General features: G+C 69.9%; 11 protein-coding genes and 1 pseudogene. 7 read left to right on the top strand and 5 right to left on the bottom strand.

Features of this window, described 5'->3' with window-relative positions:
- Positions 1-3 precede the first annotated feature (3 nt).
- Positions 4-756 (top strand): class I SAM-dependent methyltransferase, encoded by a 753-nt coding sequence (locus tag CLM62_RS43735; RefSeq protein ID WP_095755462.1) that lies wholly within the window; start codon positions 4-6, stop codon positions 754-756.
- Here the strand turns inward: CLM62_RS43735 and CLM62_RS43730 are convergent.
- On the bottom strand, positions 716-1192 hold the full coding sequence (locus CLM62_RS43730) for a hypothetical protein (protein WP_095755461.1): 477 nt from the start codon (positions 1190-1192) through the stop codon (positions 716-718). The genes CLM62_RS43735 and CLM62_RS43730 overlap by 41 nt on opposite strands.
- Positions 1189-1680, bottom strand: coding sequence for a hypothetical protein (locus CLM62_RS43725; protein WP_095755460.1), 492 nt, complete (start codon positions 1678-1680; stop codon positions 1189-1191). Before CLM62_RS43725 ends, CLM62_RS43730 begins: the two co-directional genes overlap by 4 nt.
- Before the next feature lie 40 nt (positions 1681-1720).
- On the opposite strand from CLM62_RS43725, the gene CLM62_RS43720 reads away from it, so the two are divergent.
- On the top strand, positions 1721-2677 hold the full coding sequence (locus CLM62_RS43720) for a YafY family protein (protein ID WP_095755459.1): 957 nt from the start codon (positions 1721-1723) through the stop codon (positions 2675-2677).
- Positions 2678-2715: 38 nt separating this feature from the next.
- Positions 2716-4599: a rhamnogalacturonan lyase gene (locus tag CLM62_RS43715; protein ID WP_095755458.1), complete on the top strand. Its 1884-nt coding sequence runs from the start codon at positions 2716-2718 to the stop codon at positions 4597-4599.
- A gap of 70 nt (positions 4600-4669) precedes the next feature.
- On the opposite strand, the gene CLM62_RS43710 is transcribed toward CLM62_RS43715, so the two are convergent.
- Both CLM62_RS43710 and CLM62_RS43705 read right to left on the bottom strand, forming a co-directional pair.
- Positions 4670-7315, bottom strand: coding sequence for a cellulose binding domain-containing protein (locus tag CLM62_RS43710; protein WP_095755457.1), 2646 nt, complete (start codon positions 7313-7315; stop codon positions 4670-4672).
- Between the two features lie 166 nt (positions 7316-7481).
- The gene (locus tag CLM62_RS43705) at positions 7482-10397 is read right to left on the bottom strand and encodes a glycoside hydrolase family 48 protein (RefSeq protein WP_095755456.1); all 2916 of its coding nucleotides are present in this window, start codon (positions 10395-10397) and stop codon (positions 7482-7484) included.
- A 251-nt stretch (positions 10398-10648) separates the two neighbouring features.
- On the opposite strand from CLM62_RS43705, the gene CLM62_RS43700 reads away from it, so the two are divergent.
- The 3 genes from CLM62_RS43700 to CLM62_RS43690 all read left to right on the top strand — a co-directional run bounded on the left by CLM62_RS43700 (position 10649) and on the right by CLM62_RS43690 (position 14990).
- Entirely contained in the window at positions 10649-12130 is a 1482-nt protein-coding gene (locus CLM62_RS43700) for a cellulase family glycosylhydrolase (RefSeq protein ID WP_179382474.1), read from the top strand.
- Positions 12131-12208: 78 nt separating this feature from the next.
- Positions 12209-13921, top strand: a complete 1713-nt coding sequence (locus CLM62_RS43695; protein WP_095755454.1) for a glycoside hydrolase family 6 protein — start codon at positions 12209-12211, stop codon at positions 13919-13921.
- A 169-nt stretch (positions 13922-14090) separates the two neighbouring features.
- Positions 14091-14990 carry a trans-aconitate 2-methyltransferase gene (locus CLM62_RS43690; RefSeq protein ID WP_095755453.1) on the top strand — a complete coding sequence of 300 codons (900 nt, stop codon included), beginning with the start codon at positions 14091-14093 and terminating at the stop codon, positions 14988-14990.
- Positions 14991-15006: 16 nt separating this feature from the next.
- Here the strand turns inward: CLM62_RS43690 and CLM62_RS43685 are convergent, their stop codons facing one another.
- Positions 15007-16389: a glycosyltransferase family 39 protein gene (locus CLM62_RS43685; protein WP_257004435.1), complete on the bottom strand. Its 1383-nt coding sequence runs from the start codon at positions 16387-16389 to the stop codon at positions 15007-15009.
- 271 nt (positions 16390-16660) lie between these two features.
- On the opposite strand from CLM62_RS43685, the pseudogene CLM62_RS43680 reads away from it, so the two are divergent.
- A pseudogene (locus CLM62_RS43680) lies at positions 16661-18272 on the top strand (hypothetical protein); the annotation flags it as partial.

Raw genomic sequence — 18272 nt, 5'->3', positions numbered from 1 at the left:
CACGTGCTCGACTACGACAAGGAAGCCGACGCCTACGACGCCACCCGCGGCGGCGAGCCCAGAGCCGCCGCGGCCGCGGACGCCGTCCTCGGTCTGGTCCCGGCCGGCGCCCGCCGGCTCCTCGACGTCGCCTGCGGAACCGGCATCGTGACCCGGCGGCTCGCGGCGGCCCGGCGCGCCCTGCGGGTGACGGGCGCGGACCTGACGTTCGGGATGGCCCGGATGGCGGCCGTTCGGCTGCCGGATGCGATCGTCCTCGCGGACAGCCGTCGGCTGCCGTTCCCCGACCGGGCGTTCGACGCCGTCACCAGTGTGTGGCTGCTGCACCTGCTCGACACCGGCGACGACGTCCGGGCCGTCATCGCCGAGTGCGCTCGGGTGCTGCGGCCCGGCGGTATGTATGTCACGACCGTCGACAAGGCCGCCGCGCACGACGTCGGCAGCGACATCGACGCCGTACTCGCCCCGCGCCCGCGCCGGCCCGCTCAGGACGCCGCCGAGGCCGTCACGTTGTACGCCGCCGTGCACGGACTCGCCCCGGCCGGGCAGGCCTGCTTTCCCGGTCGCGGTCAGGGCCGCAGCCCCCGCAGCACGATCGCGGACCTGCGGCGCGGCTGGTTCACCCGGCTGCCGCCCGGCGACCCGCTCACCGAACGGTTCGCCGCGCGGCTGGAGACCCTCCCCGACCAGGACCGGTCGCGCGCCGACCCCGTGTTCACGGTGCTGGCGTTCCGGAAGGCCGACCGAAGTCCATGACCCAGTTGGTCACCCAGGTGTACCCGCCGTCCACTGAGAAGGCCTGTTCCCAGCGGGCAGCGGTGTCGGAGGTCCCCGACCACACGAACCGCACCCGCACGTCCTTGCCTTCGTGCGTGTCATCGCCGTAGAACTCGCCGCGGTCGCCGTCGAAGCGGCCGACGACCGGCGGGAACAGCTTTCCGGTGCGGCTGGAGGACCAGTTCAGCGACCACTGTTCGGTCTCCCTGTCGAAGAGGCGCAGGGTCAGCCCCTTCCACCCCTGGCTCGGCACGTCCAGCTCATCGACGTTCGCGGCCCCGTCGAACAGGCTCCAGCAGCGGCTCGTCGCCCCGAACTCCTCCCACCCGCTGTCCGGGTCGAGGAAGTCGGTGCGCCGGCGATGGTGGGCCTCCCACTCGCCGTGGAAGAAGTCGAAGTCGTACGGGCTGCTCATGAGCGGTCTCCAGTGGTTCCGGCGGGCAGGGAATCGGCCAAGTAAGCGTCCAGGTCCGGGACTTCGGGCGCGAGCAGGTGCCGTACCCAGGCGTCCCGTTCGTGCAGGATCGGCGGCAGTTCCCAGACGCAGCCGATCCAGGGGAGCTCCGGCGTGATGAAATGCGTGGGGTCGCGGTCCGGGCAGCCGAGCACCGGCTGGCCCGCCGCGGCGCCCTTGAAGTGCAGAACGTTGTCCCACACCCAGCTGTACGCGTTGAGGTACGTGCCGTCGTCACCGCCCCGGTGCAGCACGACGAACGTCGCGGGCGGTGTGCCGTCCGGATCCGGGAGCAGCTTCGGCAGGATCGCGTACGCCGCATCCTGGACGTCGGGCGCGATGCCCGCCGGGTCCGTGGTGACGTGGTAGCGCTTGATGTGCCGCCCCGCCACCTCGATCGGCGGCGGCGCGGTCAGCAGTTTCTCGCTGAATCTCTTCTGCGGGGCCATGGACGGGACGGTAGAACCGCTTCACTGCCATCCTGTGTCAGTGAGGTCCAGTCGACTGGTGTCCATCCTCCTGCTGCTCCAGACCCGCGGCCGGATGACCGCCGCCCAGCTCGCCGAGGAACTGGAGGTCTCCGTCCGCACGGTCTACCGCGACATGGAGGCGCTCGCCGCCGCAGGCGTCCCGCTGTACGGCGACGCGGGCCACGCCGGCGGATACCGTCTCCTCGACGGCTACCGCACCCGCTTGACCGGCCTGACCGCCGGCGAGGCGGAGGCCCTCTTCCTCGCCGGCGTCCCCGGACCCGCCGCGGATCTCGGCCTCGGCTCCGTCCTGGCCGCCGCCCAGCTGAAGGTCCGAGCCGCCCTGCCGCCACAGCTGCGCGCCCACGCCGACCGGATCAGCGGCCGCTTTCACCTCGACGCCCCGGGTTGGTACGCGGACGCGGACGAGACGCCGTACCTGTCGGCGGTCGCCGACGCGGTATGGAACAACCGTATCCTGCATATCGTATACCGTCGTTGGCGTACACCCACCGACGTGGAGCGCCGCCTGGAGCCGTACGGACTGGTCCTCAAGGCCGGCCGCTGGTACGTCGTCGCGGCCCCGGGCCCGCGCACCTACCGCGTCGACCAGATCCTCGAACTCGCCACCTCCGACGAGGAGTTCACCCGCCCCCACGACTTCGACCTGGCCGCCTACTGGACGGCGTACCAGCGCGACTTCCACGAGCGGCTGCACCAGGGCGAGGCGCTGGTGCGTCTCGCGCCCGGCGCGACGCTCAGCAGGCCGGCGAAGGCCGACGGACGTACGGACGACGACGGCTGGACCCTGGTCACCGTCCCCATCGAGTCCGTCGACCACGCCCACGCCGAGTTCCTGCGCCTGGGCACCGACATCGAGGTGCTCGCCCCACCCGAGTTGCGCGCCAAACTCGCCCGGACGGTCGCCGAGTTGGCCGAAAGATACGGCAACCCCCAGGCGCGCGGCGGCGACTGAGGAGGAACGGAATCCGCCCGTCCTCCCAGGAGGCCCCCGTGCAGAACCCGCACCCGCACAAGCGCAAGCACCGCAGACGCCGAGCCGTCTTCGCGGCGGCCACCGCCGCCGCGGCCCTCGTCGGCGCCGGACTCACCACCCTCGCCACCGACAGCGCCGAGGCCGCCACCGCCCGCCAGGTCGAGAAGCTGGACCGCGGTGTGGTCAGCGTGCACACCGACAGCGGCAATCTGATCAGCTGGCGCTGGCTCGGCACCGACGCGAACGACGTCTCCTTCAACGTCTACCGGGCCGGCACGAAGGTCAACTCCACGCCCGTCACCGGCTCCACGAACTACTTCCACTCCGGCGCCCCCGCCCAGGCCGACTACACGGTCCGCGCCGTTGTCGGCGGTGTGGAGCAGGCCGACTCCGTCCACGCGGTCCAACTCCGCACCGGCTACAAGGACGTGCCCATCAGCGCGCCCGCCGGTGGCACCACCCCCGACGGCGTCGCCTACACCTACGAGGCCAACGACGCCTCCGTCGCCGACCTCGACGGCGACGGACAGCTGGACTTCGTGCTGAAGTGGTATCCCACCAACGCCAAGGACAACTCGCAGTCCGGCTACACCGGCAACACGATCGTCGACGGCATCAAGCTGGACGGCACGCGCCTGTGGCGCATCGACCTGGGCCGCAACATCCGTTCCGGCGCCCACTACACGCAGTTCCAGGCGTACGACTACGACGGCGACGGCAAGGCCGAGATCGCCATGAAGACCGCCGACGGCACGAGGGACGGCACCGGCGCGGTGATCGGCAGCTCGTCGGCCGACCACCGCAACTCCAGCGGTTACGTGCTGTCGGGCCCCGAGTACCTGACGATGTTCAACGGCCAGACCGGCAAGGCGATGCAGACCGTCGACTACGTCCCGGCCCGCGGCGCGGTCTCGTCCTGGGGTGACTCCTACGGCAACCGCGTCGACCGCTTCCTCGCCGGCACCGCCTACCTGGACGGCTCGCGTCCCTCCCTGATCATGGCCCGCGGCTACTACACCCGCACGGTCATCGCCGCCTGGGACTGGCGGGGCGGCAGCTTCACACGCCGGTGGACCTTCGACACCAACTCCTCCACCAACAGCGGCAAGGGCTACGACGGCCAGGGCAACCACAGCCTGTCCGTCGCGGACGTCGACGGCGACGGCAAGGACGAGATCGTGTACGGCGCGATGACCGTGGACGACAACGGTGGCGGGCTGTGGACGACGAAGCTGGGGCACGGCGACGCGGGTCACGTCGGTGACCTCAATCCCTCGCGGGCGGGTCTCGAGTACTTCAAGGTCTCCGAGGACAGCAGCAAGCCCGGCTCCTGGATGGCCGACGCGCGTACCGGCTCGATCCTGTGGCAGACGGCCTCCGGCTCCGACAACGGCCGAGGGGTCGCCGCCGACATCTACGCCGGCAGTGCGGGCGCCGAGGCCTGGTCCGCCGCGGACACCACCCTGCGTTCCGCGACGGGCTCCTCCCTCGGCCGGGAGCCCTCCAGCATCAACTTCGTCAACTGGTGGGACGGCGACACCGTCCGCGAACTCCTCGACGGAACCCGTATCGACAAGTACGGCACCTCCGGCGACACCCGCCTGCTGACCGGGTCCGGCGTCCATTCCAACAACGGCACCAAGGCCACGCCGTCCCTGTCCGGGGACATCCTCGGAGACTGGCGTGAGGAGGTCGTCTGGCCGACCTCGAACAACACGGCCCTGCGCGTCTACTCCACGCCGATCGAGACCAGCACCAAGATCACGACGCTGCTGCATGACACGCAGTACCGCACGGCACTGGCCTGGCAGAACACTGCATACAATCAACCGCCGCACCCCAGCTTCTTCATCGGCAACGGGATGTCGACGGCTCCGCGGCCGACGGTATACACGCCGTAGTACACGGCATACACGCATCAGACGACCAAGAGGGCGCGTGCCGGTGCGGCACGCGCCCTCGAGGCCCGGGTCAGGCGACCTTGCAGGTCTGGTCGCCCAGCTTGAACGACGTCGGTTTCGAGTTCGTCGCCGACGAGCTGCCGGTGAACCCGAAGCTGACGGACGAGCCCGCCGCCACGTTGGCGTTCCAGCCGACGTTCTTGGCGGTCACCGCCGCGCCCGACTGCGTGTACTCGGCGTTCCACACCTGCGTGACCTTCTGGCCGTCGGCGAAGGTCCAGCCAAGTGACCAGCCGCTCCAGGCATTCGAGCCGGTGTTGGCCAGCTGCACATCGGCCTGGAAGCCACCCGACCACTGGTTGGTGATCTTGTACGTCACCGTGCAGGTCCCCGTCGGCGTCGGTGTGGGTTCCGTACCGCCGCCGGTGTCGGAGGCGTCGCCGTAGATGACGCCGCGGCCGTTCGTCGCGATGTACACCCGCCCGTACACCCTCGGGTCACCGGTGATCGCCTCGCCCGTCGAACCCCACTGGTGGGCGTCGTCGTTGATACGGGTCCAGGTCGCGCCCTTGTCGGTGGAGCGGAAGATGCCGCGCACCCCGCCGATCTTCGCGCTGGTGTACAAGGTCTGGTACGAGGCACCGGCCGCCGCCTTGCCGAAGCCGATGGTGTCGGCCTGCTCGACGTTCGACAGCTTGGTGAAGGTGGCACCGCCGTCGGTGGAGTGCCACAGGCCGTACGCCCCGTCCGTGGCCCCGCCCGCCAGCCAGATGTCGCCCTTCGCGCCGGGCAGCGCCTTGAAGCGCACTTTGTCGCCGCTGGGCAGACCACCGGCCGAGGAGGCGGTGAAGGTCGCGCCGCCGTCCGTACTGACGTAGAACTTCCCGGACTTGAAGCCGTAGAAGACCTTCGGGTCGACCCGGTCGGACTCGACGATCGCGCCCGCAGGGATCCCGCTCGACGCCGACCACGAGTTCCCGAACCCGGTCGTGTACTGCACGCCCGTACCGACAGGGCTCCACAGGAACCGGCTGCCGTCGGCCGCCGCGGCCACCGTGCCGCCGCCGCTGACGCCCGAAGGGTCGGTCCCCGCGAACCAGTTGGCGCCGTTGTCCGTGGAGAATGCGACGTGCGGCCCCGAGTCCAGGTTGCCGACGCGTACCACCGTGTTCGGGTTCGACTCGGCGAAGTCCAGGCTCGTGGTGGTGGCGAAGTTCGGCTGGGTGTACATCATCGACGGGACCTTGGTGAGGTCCGTGTGCCGGAAGCCGCCGATGTCACCGAGCGCGCTGAGCAGCGGGGCGCCCGACGGAGGAGAGGCCAGGTCGAGGACCGCCGTCTCCTCCAAGCCCTGCACCATCGGCTTGATGGTGAACTTGCTGCCGCTGTCCCAGTTCGTGAGATTCTCCGTGCCGTAGATCGTCGCGCCCGTCCCGTACATCATGCGGCCCGAGTTGAAGGGGTCGATCTCCAACGCCTCGGTCATCCAGCCGAGTTTCGGGGTCTGCTCGGGCGGGGACGGGTTGGCGCCCCAGGTCAGCCACGGTGAGGACGAGACGTCCATCGTGTAGCGGTTCTCGCGGTTGGGGTACGACGTGTAGTCCCACGCCTTCGTCCAGGTCGCGCCGCTGTCCGTGGAGCGGAAGATCTGAGTGTCCGGATACCAAGAGCTGTACGCCGTCGCCATGACCGTGCCGGGCTTCAGCCGGTCGACGGTCAGGCCGCTGAAACCATAGTAGGTGTCGGCCTCGGCGACCGGGCTGATGTTCGTCCAAGTGCCGGTCGCAGTCGCGTACCGCCACAGCTGACCCTTGCCGCCGTCGTATGGGCCACCCTTGTCGCTGTATGCGATGTACAGGTAGCCGTTTTCGGTATCCAGTACGCCCTTGTGCGGAAGATATCCGGTCGGCTGCCCGGCGACCCGCTGCCAGGTCGCACCCGCGTCCGTCGAGCGGTACACCGCGTTGTCCTTGTCGGCCACCCCGACGTAGATCGTCTTCGTCGCGCTGCCCGACGTGCCGGTGGACTCGTCGAAGGTGACCCAGACGATGCCCTGGTTGTCGCTGGAGTAGCCGGAGGTGTCGCTCGGGTCCGCCACGTAGTTGCCGACGTTGGGGAAGTTCGTCACCTGCGACCAGGTGACACCCGAGTCGGTCGACCGCCACAGGCCCTTGCCGCTGGGCGCGCCCAGATACAGCACGCTGTTCCTGTTCGGGTCGACGGCCAGGCGTTCGCCCATGCCCCGGCCCGGCATGTTGCCGCCCAGCTTGAACGGCAGGTCCGCCTTCTGCCAGGTCGCGCCCCGGTTCGAGGAGCGCATGATCGCGCCGTTCTTCGGATCCCAGCTGTTGGTGTACGTGCCGACGGCCGCGTACACCTTGTTCGGATCCACGGAGTCGGAGGCCAGGCTGACCACGCCCGTGTGCCCCCAGTCGTCCCAGCCGACCGAGTCCAGCAGCGGGGTCCAGGTCTTCGTCGACTCCTGCCAGCGGTAGGCACCGCCGATGTCCGTACGGGCGTAGGCCAGGTTCTTCTCGGTGCGGTTGAAGACGATGCCTGGGACGAAGCCGCCGCCGTCGATGCGGGCGTTCTTCCAGGTGTAGGTGTCGGCGGCGACGACCGCCTTCGGGGTGTCGGCGGCCAGCGCGGGAGGGGTGCCTGCGAGCAGGCCGGCCGCGAGGGCGAGTACGGCTGTGAGGACGCGGGTTCTTCGCACGGTGGGGGTCCTTCCTTTCAGGAGGGCCTTTCCAAAAGGCGCCTTTGAGGGGGCCTTTCAGGAGGGGAGCGTGCGAGGACCGGGCGGCCCCCCGTGCGGGTGGGGGCCGCCCGGTCGTGGCCCTGTCGTCAGGTGACAGGGCCTGCACGCGGAGCGTCAGCGGGGACTATTCGAGGAGCTCCGCGTACGAGCCCATGGCCAGGGCGATGTCCGCCTGGGCCCAGAACCGGTGGTACGTGAAGGAGGGCGCGGCTCCGCCCGCCAGGTAGGCCTCGATCTTCGACCAGGCCGGGTCGTCCTCGTAGAAGGAGCGGATGGAGTCGAAGGTGGACGAGGAGTTGATCGCGTCGCCGTTCGGCATCGTGCCGGTCCAGCCGGAGGGGATGTAGATGCCGTCGTCGAAGCGGTTGTAGTCGGCGCGGGTCTCCGGGACGGCGATGCCCAGGCTGTCCTGGTGGTTGTTCCACATGCCGTCGAGGAGCGCCTTCGCGGTGGACGCCGCCTGTGTGTCACCGGAACGGTCCGCGTAGTACGTCAGGGTCTTGGCGTACGCGGCGGCCACACCGACGTCGTTGGTGTAGTCGGCGACGGTGACGTGCAGGCCACTGTTGGCGCCTGGGTTGGCGGCGTTCCAGGTGTCGGGCTGGCCCGACCACTGGAGCGTCGACGGGATCAGGTAGGTGCCGTCCGGATTGATCGTGGTCTTGGACAGCGCCCAGTCGACCCACTTGTCGAGGACGACCTTGGCGTCCGCGTCACCCGTCTGCTGGTAGTACTCGGCCACCCGCTCCATCGACCACGCCTGGAAGCCGAACCACTGGTTGGACGGTGGGTCGTGGTAGACGGGCTGCTGGTCGTAGTACATGCCGTAGAACGTAGACTTCCCGGCCGGCGGCGTCGCGTACCGGCCCGCCCAGCTGTTGGTCGCACCGCCCGCGATGGCACCCTCGTTCGACTGCAGCCAGCGGTAGAACTCCAGCTGCCGGTCGAGCGACTTGGCCCAGTCCGCCTGCCCCGTCGCCGACTTGGGCTTCAGGTCGGCGTAACTGCTCAGCGCGTACGCCGCGAGGGGGTTCTGGTAGCCGCCGTGCGCGTGGCTGGAGCCGATCCGCCAGGCCCAGCCCGCAGAGGTGTCGGTGGCCCCGCCCCAGGCGTAGTACCAGGACATCAGGTAGTGCGAGGCGTCCTTGCCGGTGCCGGCCGGGCAGGAGGAGGGACCGACACAGTTGCCGACCTTCTTGAAGTACTTGTCGTACATCGCATACCGCAGGTAGTCGCCCATCTTCGCGGCCTTGCCGACGGTCGCGGAAACGTCACTGCCCTTGCCCTGTTCCTCGGCCCACTTGTCGGCCCAGTACGCGGCCTGCACCGCACGGGCGTCGGCGTCCGGGGCGTTGGTGAACTTCCACTGCTTGGCGTAGGACGCGTCACCCGTGAACAGGTCCAGGTAGCCGTTCTTCCCGCCGTACTTGAAGGCGTCGCAGGTCGGCTGCGGCACCGTCTCCCACACCGACTCCTGCGCGCCGCGCTGGAAGGTGTTGATGTACGACGGCCCGGTGTCCGTCGGGCCCGCCTCGCACTTGCCTGGCGAGTTGCCGTAGCCGTAGATGTTGTCGACGTCCTGCAGCCAGTGCATACCGTAGACGTCGTCCGTACCGTATGCGGTCTTCAGTTCACCGGCGATCGGATCCGAGCCGACCGAGACCCCAGCGTCCAGCTTCGCCGGGTACTCGTTGGGTGTGTCCAGCTCGGGCGCGTACGTCGCCGGCTTCGAGGCGTTGTAGAAGGAGTTGGTGGGCTGGTCGGCGTGGGTGGGGATCATGTACTTCTCCATGATGTCCCAGGCGCCGTTGAACTTGGACCAGTCACCGGTGACCTTGCCGTACATGGCCTGCAGCCAGAGAAGGTAGCTGTACGCCTCCGACGTGGTCTCGTGACCGTGGTCGGGAGCCTCGACGATCAGTGTCTCGACCGAGTGGTAGGGGATGCCCTCGGGCGAGAAGTAGCCGTTCGCCGGGTTGGTGATCTTGCCGTACAGCTCCAGGAACCGGGCGTCGTACGCCTTCGTCGCCGCGATCTGGGTGACCGTCACCGAGGCCTTGCCGTGACCGGTGGCCGTCGACTCGAAGGTCGCCGCACCCGTGCCGGAGGAGTCGGCCGTGATGGTCACCTTCTGGGCGGTGTTCCAGTTCGACGGGGTGAAGGTGAGCGACGCCCCGCCGGTCACCGTGAGGCCGGAGTTGCCGCCCGTGCGGGCGGTCGTCACGGTCACGTTGCCCGACGGCTGGGTCGACAGCTTCACGTCGTACGTTGCCGTCTTGCCCTGCTGGACGGCCAGCTGGTTGGTCGAGGCCACCACCGTGGGCCCGGAGGCGACCGTGATGCCGACAGGCGTGGACTCCGCGGACGCGCCCAGGCTGTCGTACGCCTTCGCGAGGAGCGAATGACTGCCCACGGTCAAACCAGAAGCGGAGAACGTGTAGGGCGCGCTCGTGTCCGTGCCCAGCAGCGTGGTGTCGTCGTAGAACTCCACCTTGCTGATCGTCGCGCCGTCGGCGGCCGCGGCGGTCGCCGCGAGCGGGACCGCGTCACCCTGTGTGTAGACGGCGCCCGCGGCCGGGCTGGTCAGCACGGTGATGGGTGGCTGGTGCGCGCCGGTGCAACTGGTGCCGTTGACCGCGAAGTTCGCGGGGGCGGCGTTGGTGCCGCTGTAGGTGAACTGCGCGCCGGTGGAGACGGCGGCGCCGGCGGCGATCGTGGCGTTGTACGAGGCGTTCTTGACCGTGATCGCCTGGCCGGACTGCGACCAGGAGCCGTTCCAGCCGTTCGACAGCTTCTGGTTGCCGGAGTAACTGTAGGTCAGGGTCCAGCCGTTGATGGCGTCCGTGCCGCGGTTGGTGACCGTCAGGTCCGCGGTGAAACCGGCGCCCCAGTCGTTCGTCTTGTAGTCGACGCTGCACTGAAGTGCCGCAGCCTGAGCGGGAGTCGAACCCGTACTCACCATGGTGAACGGAAGGGCCAGGGCCGCCACGACAGCGGTCCACAAACGCCGGGCGGCCCGGCGTCTTTTCCTGGGGGGCATGTGCTGGTTCCTCCTTGCGGCTCGGAGAAGTCAAGGCTTGAACCAGTGGGAGCGCTCCCATAGTGGGGACGGGGGTGAGAGGGGTCAAGGTGCTTGAAGAGTCGAAAAGATTCGACGGTAGACGTTGAGGAAAAGTCAGTTACTCCTCTGTTCTTTACCGACACTTGGCGCTAGCTTCGTTGACACCAGTGGGAGCGATTCCATCAGTCGACGCGTCCGTCACGACGTGCCCGAACTGCAAGGAGTCGCTCATGCGACACCCCCCGCGTTCAGTACTTTTAGCCGTCGCCGGCGCGAGCGCCCTTGTCGGGTCCGTGACGGTGCCGGCGGTCACGGCGTCCGGGGCCGCACCCGCCTGCACGGTGGAGTACTCCGTCACCAGCCAGTGGGACACCGGCTTCCAGGGCGCTGTGCGGATCACCAACAACACGACCGCGGTGAGCAGTTGGCGACTCACCTTCGATCTCGCCGACGGCCAGAAGGTCAACCAGGGCTGGAACGCCAAGTGGTCCCAGTCCGGTACGACGGTGACCGCGGTCAACGAGAGCTACAACGGCTCGCTGGCCACCGGCGCGAGTATCAGCGCCGGGTTCCTCGCCTCCTGGTCGGGGAGCACCGCCGTACCGACGTCGTTCCAGCTCAACGGCACCACCTGCAACGTCGACGCCGAACCGTCGCCCACGCCGGATCCGACCGATCCGCCGGATCCCGGTGACGGCTTGGCGCCGGCCCTGCGCGTCTTGGGCAACAAGCTGGTGGACGCCGAGGGCGGGACGCGTCGCCTGCTCGGCGTGAACCGGTCCGGCGGCGAGTTCATGTGTGTGCAGGGCCGCGGCATCTGGGACGGTCCCGTCGACGACGCCTCCGTCGAGGCGATCGCCGACTGGAACGCCAACACCGTGCGCATCCCGCTCAACGAGGAGTGCTGGCTGGGTCTTTCGAACATCGCACCTGAATACCGTGGCGCCAACTACGTCGACGCCGTCAAGGACCTGGTCGCCAAGGTCAAGGCCCACGGCATGACGCCGATGCTCGAACTGCACTGGTCCCACGGCCAGTACACCGGCAACTCCTCCGGTTGCTCGGACGTGCACGCCAGCTGCCAGAAGCCGATGCCCAACATGCGGTACACGCCGTCCTTCTGGGCCTCGGTGGCGAGCACCTTCAAGGACGACCCGACCGTCGTCTTCGACCTGTTCAACGAGCCCTACCCGGACCGCGCGACGGCCACGACCACCCAGGCGTGGCAGTGCTGGCGGGACGGCGGCACCTGCTCCGGCATCGGGTACGAGGTCGCCGGTATGCAGGATCTGGTCGACAGCATCCGGGACACCGGCGCCAGAAACCTGATCCTGGTCGGCGGTCTCGCGTATGCGAACGACCTGAGCCAGTGGCTCACGTACAAGCCCACGGACCCGGCCGGGAATCTCGCCGCGGCCTGGCACGTGTACAACTTCAACTCCTGCTCGAACGAGAGCTGCTTCAACTCCACGCTCGCCCCGGTCGCCGCCCAAGTGCCGCTCGTGGCCGGGGAGATCGGTGAGAACACCTGCTCGCACGGATTCGTCGACCAGGTCATGAAGTGGTTCGACGACCGCGGCCTGTCCTACCTGGGCTGGACCTGGAACACCTGGAACTGCAACACCGGTCCCGCACTGATCACCAGTTACGACGGTACGCCCACGGCGTACGGCATCGGGTTGCGCGATCACCTGCGCGCCCTGAACGGCTGACAACTCCCGCAACCGAGTCACCCGCAACCGAGTCAACCCGCAATCGAGTGACCCGCAACCGAGAAGGAACCCGCACTCATGAGTCGTACCAGAACCGCGATACTCGCTGCCCTGGCGCTGGTCGCCGGGGCCTCCGGGACGGCACTGGCCGTCGTCCCCGGCGACGTCGGCGCCGCCGCCGTCCCCTGCACCGTCGACTACAAGGTGCAGAACCAGTGGGACACCGGCTTCACCGCCAACGTCACCGTCACCAACAACAGCGCGGCCAAGTCGAGTTGGTCGGTGAAGTGGTCGTACGCCGGAAACCAGAAGATCACCAGCGGCTGGAACGCCAAGCTCAGCCAGAGTGGTGCCGCCGTCACCGCGGCCAACGAGAGCTACAACGCCCAGCTCGCGACCGGCGGCTCGGTCAGCTTCGGCTTCCAGGGCAGCTACAGCGGCACCAACGCCGTCCCGGCCACCTTCACCCTCGACGGCGTGACCTGCAACGTCGACGACGGCAGTACCGGGCCCGGCAATCCCGGCCCCGGCGGCCCCGCCAACCGGGTCGACAACCCCTACAACGGCGCCAAGGTGTATGTGAACCCGGAGTGGCGGGCGAAGGCCGCCGCCGAGCCGGGCGGCAGCCGGATCGCCAACCAGCCGACCGGTGTCTGGCTGGACCGGATCGCCGCGATCAACGGCGTCAACGGCGGTATGGGGCTGCGTGCCCATCTCGACGAGGCGCTGCGGCAGAAGGGCTCCGACGAACTCGTCGTCCAGCTCGTCATCTACAACCTGCCCGGCCGTGACTGCGCTGCCCTCGCCTCCAACGGCGAACTCAAGCCCGACGAGATCGACAAGTACAAGACGCAGTACATCGACCCGATCAAGGCCATCCTCGCCGACTCCAAGTACGCCTCGCTGCGGATCGTGACCACCGTCGAGATCGACTCGCTGCCGAACCTCGTCACCAACACCGGCAGCCGCCCGACGGCCACCCCGCAGTGCGACGTGATGAAGGCCAACGGCAACTACGTCAAGGGCGTCGGATACGCGCTGAACAAGCTCGGCGACGTGCCGAACGTCTACAACTACGTCGACGCCGGACACCACGGCTGGATCGGCTGGGACGACAACTTCGGCGCCTCGGCCAACACCTTCAAGGAGGCGGCGACCGCCGAGGGCGCCACGGTCAACGACGTCCACGGCTTCATCACCAACACGGCCAACTACAGCGCCCTGAAGGAGAACAACTTCACCATCAACGACTCCGCGGGCGGCAAGTCGGTCCGTGAGTCGAAGTGGGTCGACTGGAACCGGTACGTCGACGAGCTGTCGTTCGCCCAGGCCTTCCGCAACCAGCTGGTCTCGGTCGGCTTCCCCTCCGGCATCGGCATGCTGATCGACACCTCCCGCAACGGCTGGGGCGGCACCGCTCGGCCGGCCGGTCCTGGTCCGCAGACGACTGTAGACACATATGTCGACGGCGGCCGCTACGACCGCCGCATCCACGTCGGCAACTGGTGCAACCAGTCCGGCGCCGGCCTCGGCGAGCGCCCGCAGGCCAACCCGGCCGCCGGGATCGACGCCTATGTGTGGATGAAGCCCCCGGGGGAGTCCGACGGCTCGAGCCAGTTCATCGAGAACGACGAGGGCAAGGGCTTCGACCGGATGTGCGACCCGACCTACACGGGCAACCCGCGCAACGGCAACAACATGTCCGGCGCGCTGCCGAACTCCCCGCTGTCCGGGCACTGGTTCTCGGCACAGTTCCAGGAGCTCATGAAGAACGCCTACCCGGCGCTGTAGCACCCGGGTGATCGGCCGGGGTCTGTGCCCTTCAGGGCGGGCCCCGGCGGATCGACAGGAAGCCGCCTCCAGTCCGCATGCCGCCGTTTTTGCCGTTGCGGCAAGGGCGGTGGCCCCGTCGCGGTGCGTCGGCGCACGCTGGCCGCATCGCGACGAGAGGCTGACCATCATGGCGCACGACCACCACGACGACCACCACGCCCACGCCGGCCACCACCACGACCACACCGACATCGACTGGACCGAGATGGGCCCGCTGCTGGAGACGCAGGCGGAGCTGTTCACGCCCCTGTACGAACGGGCTCTGGCCTGGCTCGGCCACAAACAGACCGAGCCGGGGCTGATCGTCGACGCGGGCAGCGGACCCGGCGTCGTCTCCTGTCTGCTCGCCGAGGCCTTCCCCGGCGCCCGGGTGGTCGCCGTCGACGGCGCCGAGCCGCTGCTGGAGCGGGCCCGTGCCCGGGCCGGCCGGCTCGGCGTCGCCGACCGCTTCGGCACCCTCGTCGGCGAGCTGCCCGGTGTCCTCGACGACTTGGACTACCCCGCCGACCTGCTGTGGGCCGCCCGGAGCCTGCACCACCTCGGTGACCAGCGCGCCGCGCTCGCCGCCTTCGCCGCGCGACTCGCCACCGGCGGCACGCTCGCGCTCCTGGAGGGCGGACTGCCCGCCCGGTTCCTGCCCCGCGACATCGGCATCGGGCGGCCCGGACTGCAGGCCCGGCTGGACGCGTTGCAGGAGGACTGGTTCGCCCGGATGCGCGCGGACCTGCCCGGCGCTGTCGCCGAGACCGAGGACTGGCCCGCGCTGATGGCCGCCGTCGGCCTCAGGCCCACCGGTACGCGCAGCTTCCTGCTCGACCTGCCCGCACCGACCACCGACCGGGCCCGCGCCTACGTCGCCGCCTCCCTGTCCCGCCTCCGCGACGGCCTCGGCGACCATCTCGACGCCGACGACCGCGTCACCCTCGACCGACTCCTCGCCCCCGACGACGAGGCGAGCGTGCACCGCCGCCCGGATGTCTTCGTCCTGGCGGCGCATACGGTATACACCGCCGTGCGGATCGGCTGACGACGGTATACGGGATTCAGCACAGGCCCCGTCGGGCGTAGACGGTGATCCGCGCGCCCAGGACGTGCCGGGTCCGGCACTCCACGAAGTACGCGGCGAGCACCCGCCGTTTGGCCGCCTCCCGGTCGTTCTGGTCGACCGGCTGCCCGGCGGGATCGCGCAAGGCGACGATGCGAGTGGTCGCCAGCATGCGGGAACGGATGACGGGGGCGGCCACCTCCGTGCCGTACAGCGTGTGCGAGGCGGCCGGGCCGCGGTCGAGGGCGAGGTCGCGCAGTCCGCGAACGGAGCCCGGTTCCGGCAACGACCACACGCGGCGTCGCGACGGCATGTAGAGGACACCGTCGGCGTCACCTCCCTCCGCACGGACGGCCTCGGCGACGGCGGCGACGTCGTCGGTACGGCTCGGCGGCGTGCGCAGCTGCAAGGTGACCGGCAGCAGCGCGAGCACGGCCGCCCCGACGGCGATGACGGCGACGGTCCGGATCCGTCCGCCGGCGCGCACGAGCCGCTCGAGGGTGGCGCCGACCAGCAGGGCGGTGCCCGCGTGGCCGTACAGGACGTAACGGTCCACGTACAGCGGCTTCAGCGGAGTGAGCGCGATGAGCAGGAACGCGGGCAGGGCGAGCAGGGGCAGAGCCAGTGCCGTGAGCCCCACGCGGCTCCGGCTCCTGCGGACACCCCTGAGCAGTGCCGCACAGGCCACCCCGAGCACGGTCACGCCGACGAAACCGGCCACCGCGTCGGCCCCGAGGCCGCCGATCCCCGCCACCTGGGCCGACTGACGCGTGCTCAGCACCACCAGTGGGGCGAGACCCGCGCAGACCGCGAGCGCCGCCAGAACCCAGGCGCGGCGGACGGCTCGCGGCAACGCCACGAGATGCGCGGCCAGGGCCAGCACGGCGAACTCGTGCAGCAGGCAGGCCGTCAGCATGACCGCCGCGTAACCGGTCCAAGCGCGCGGGGTCGGCCGCTCCACGGCCCGTATCAGCAGATACGACGCCCACACGACCAGGGCGCACACGAGTGCATACGATCTACCTTCTTGTGCATACCGCTGGACCGGCGGCAGCAGCGCGAAGACGACCCCGGCCGACAGCCCCGCGCGCGGGCCGGCCAGGCGGCTCCCCAGCAGCGCCACCGTTCCGGCCGCCGCGGCGGTCGCCAGCACCGACGGCAGCCGTAACACCAGTAGTGGATCCACCTCGCCGGAGATCCGGAAAAGCCCGTGCAGCAGCAGGTAGTACAGCCCGTGCACGGCGTCGATCTGTTCCAGCGTCTGCCACAGCTCTCCAGGCGAGCGCCATGCCATGTCGTACGTCACCGCCTCGTCCCGCCACATGCTGCCGCCCCGCCGGACGCCCCACAGGCCGAGGGCGAGGGAGAGGGCGGCAGGCACGAGGGCGTGCCAGGGCGCGCCTCGGCGTCGAACGACGGCTGCGGAGGGCAACCGGGCGGGCCGCAGAAGAGGTCCAGGAAAGTGTGTGGTGGCGATGACTGACTCCGGTGCGTGGGTCCAGGCGCGGGAACGCGGGAGCGACCGCGAGGAGGCGTGCACCGACGAGTTCAGACGCCGAAGGATTGATGGGCAGCCCCCGTTCGGCGTGCCCATCAATTCGCGGGGCCGGTTGTTAGCTTGTGGGACGGCCGTGACCGATGGGGAGGCACGCATGGGACGCCGGGAGAAACCGCTGGATCCGGGGGCGGGTGCGGTACAGCGCTTCGCGTACGAACTGCGCAAGCTGCGCGACGAGGCGGGCACCCCGACCTACCGCGCGATGGCGCTCGGCGCGGGCTACTCGGCGCCCACGCTGTCCGCCGCGGCGGCCGGCGAACGGCTGCCCTCCCTGCCGGTCCTCCTGGCCTACGTCACCGCGTGCGGCGGTGACACCGGGGAGTGGGAACGCCGATGGCGGGAGGCCGTCGCCGAGTCGGCCGACGCGGGGGACGACCCGGACGGCGAGGACAGCCCCTACCCGGGACTCGCCCGGTTCGAGACCGGCGACGGGGAGCACTTCCACGGCCGGGACGACCTGACCGCCGACCTGCTCCGGCTCACCGCCCGCACGAGGTTCGCGGCGATCGTCGGCGCCTCGGGCAGCGGAAAGTCGTCGCTGCTGCGGGCGGGTCTGATCCCGGCGCTGCGCGAGGCGACCGACCCCGGCCTACGCCTCGCCACCATCCGCCTGCTCTCCCCCGGCCCTCATCCGGCACGCACCCACGCGGCACTCTTCACCCCGCACGAGGCGCCGGGCGACACGCTGCTCGTCGTCGACCAGTTCGAGGAGGTCTTCACCCTCTGTGCGGACCCGGCCGAACGGGCCGGATTCCTCGGGCAGTTGCTCGCAGCTGGCGATCCGGCGTCCCGGCTGCGCGTGCTGATCGCCGTGCGCGCCGACTTCTACGGCCGCCTCGCCGAGCACGGGCCGCTCGCCGAGGCGCTGCGCGACTCCGCCCTCCTCGTCGGACCGATGTCGCCGCATGCCCTGCGCCAGGCCGTGGTGCGGCCGGCCACCGCACGACGCCTCGTCGTGGAACGCGCCCTGACCGCACGGATCGTCGCGGACGTGGCCGGCGAACCGGGCGGTCTGCCGCTGATGGCCCATGCCCTGCGCGAGGTCTGGCGGCGCCGTACGGGCAAGGCGCTGACCCTCGCCGCGTACGAGGCCGTCGGCGGCGTCCGGGGTGCTGTCGCCCACACCGCGGAGACTGCCTACACCCGGTGCACACCCGCCGAGGCCGCCGTGCTGCGGGCCCTGCTGCTGCGCCTGGTGAATCCCGGCGACGGTACCGAGGACACCCGGCGTCCCGTCGACCGTGCGGAAGTCGACGCCGACGAGACGACCGCATACGTTCTGGAGCGGCTTGTAGACAGTCGGCTGCTGACGGTCGACGGCGATACGGTCGACCTCGCCCACGAGGCGCTGATAGGCGCCTGGCCGCGGCTGCGCGGCTGGCTGGACGAGGACCGCGAGCGGCTGCGCCTGCACCGTCGGCTCACCGAAGCGGCCCTCACCTGGGCCGAGTTGGACCGGGACGCGGGCGCGCTGTACCGGGGGACACGGCTGACCGAGGCGCGCGAGACCTTCGGCGACGGAGGCCAAACGGGCGCGCCGGTGGGCGAGTTGAACCGGCTCGAACGCGACTTCCTGACCACGAGTGTGGCGGCGTACGAGCAGGGTCGGCGGGCCGCGGCCCGGGCGTCCCGCCGCCTGCGCACGCTGACCGGCGCGCTCGCCGTGCTGCTGTGCCTGGCCGTCGTCGCGGGACTGGCCGCCTGGT

This window comes from Streptomyces sp. SA15 (genome assembly GCF_002291145.1).
Lineage (GTDB): Bacteria > Actinomycetota > Actinomycetes > Streptomycetales > Streptomycetaceae > Streptomyces.
This window is presented reverse-complemented; position numbering and strand designations above follow the sequence as displayed.

Bases quoted from the DNA above. Each gene is read 5' to 3' on its own strand.
- CLM62_RS43730 (WP_095755461.1), bottom strand. From the start codon at position 1,192: ATGAGCAGCCCGTACGACTTCGACTTCTTCCACGGCGAGTGGGAGGCC.
- CLM62_RS43725 (WP_095755460.1), bottom strand. From the start codon at position 1,680: ATGGCCCCGCAGAAGAGATTCAGCGAGAAACTGCTGACCGCGCCGCCG.
- CLM62_RS43705 (WP_095755456.1), bottom strand. From the start codon at position 10,397: ATGCCCCCCAGGAAAAGACGCCGGGCCGCCCGGCGTTTGTGGACCGCT.
- CLM62_RS43700 (WP_179382474.1), top strand. From the start codon at position 10,649: ATGCGACACCCCCCGCGTTCAGTACTTTTAGCCGTCGCCGGCGCGAGC.
- CLM62_RS43695 (WP_095755454.1), top strand. From the start codon at position 12,209: ATGAGTCGTACCAGAACCGCGATACTCGCTGCCCTGGCGCTGGTCGCC.
- CLM62_RS43690 (WP_095755453.1), top strand. From the start codon at position 14,091: ATGGCGCACGACCACCACGACGACCACCACGCCCACGCCGGCCACCAC.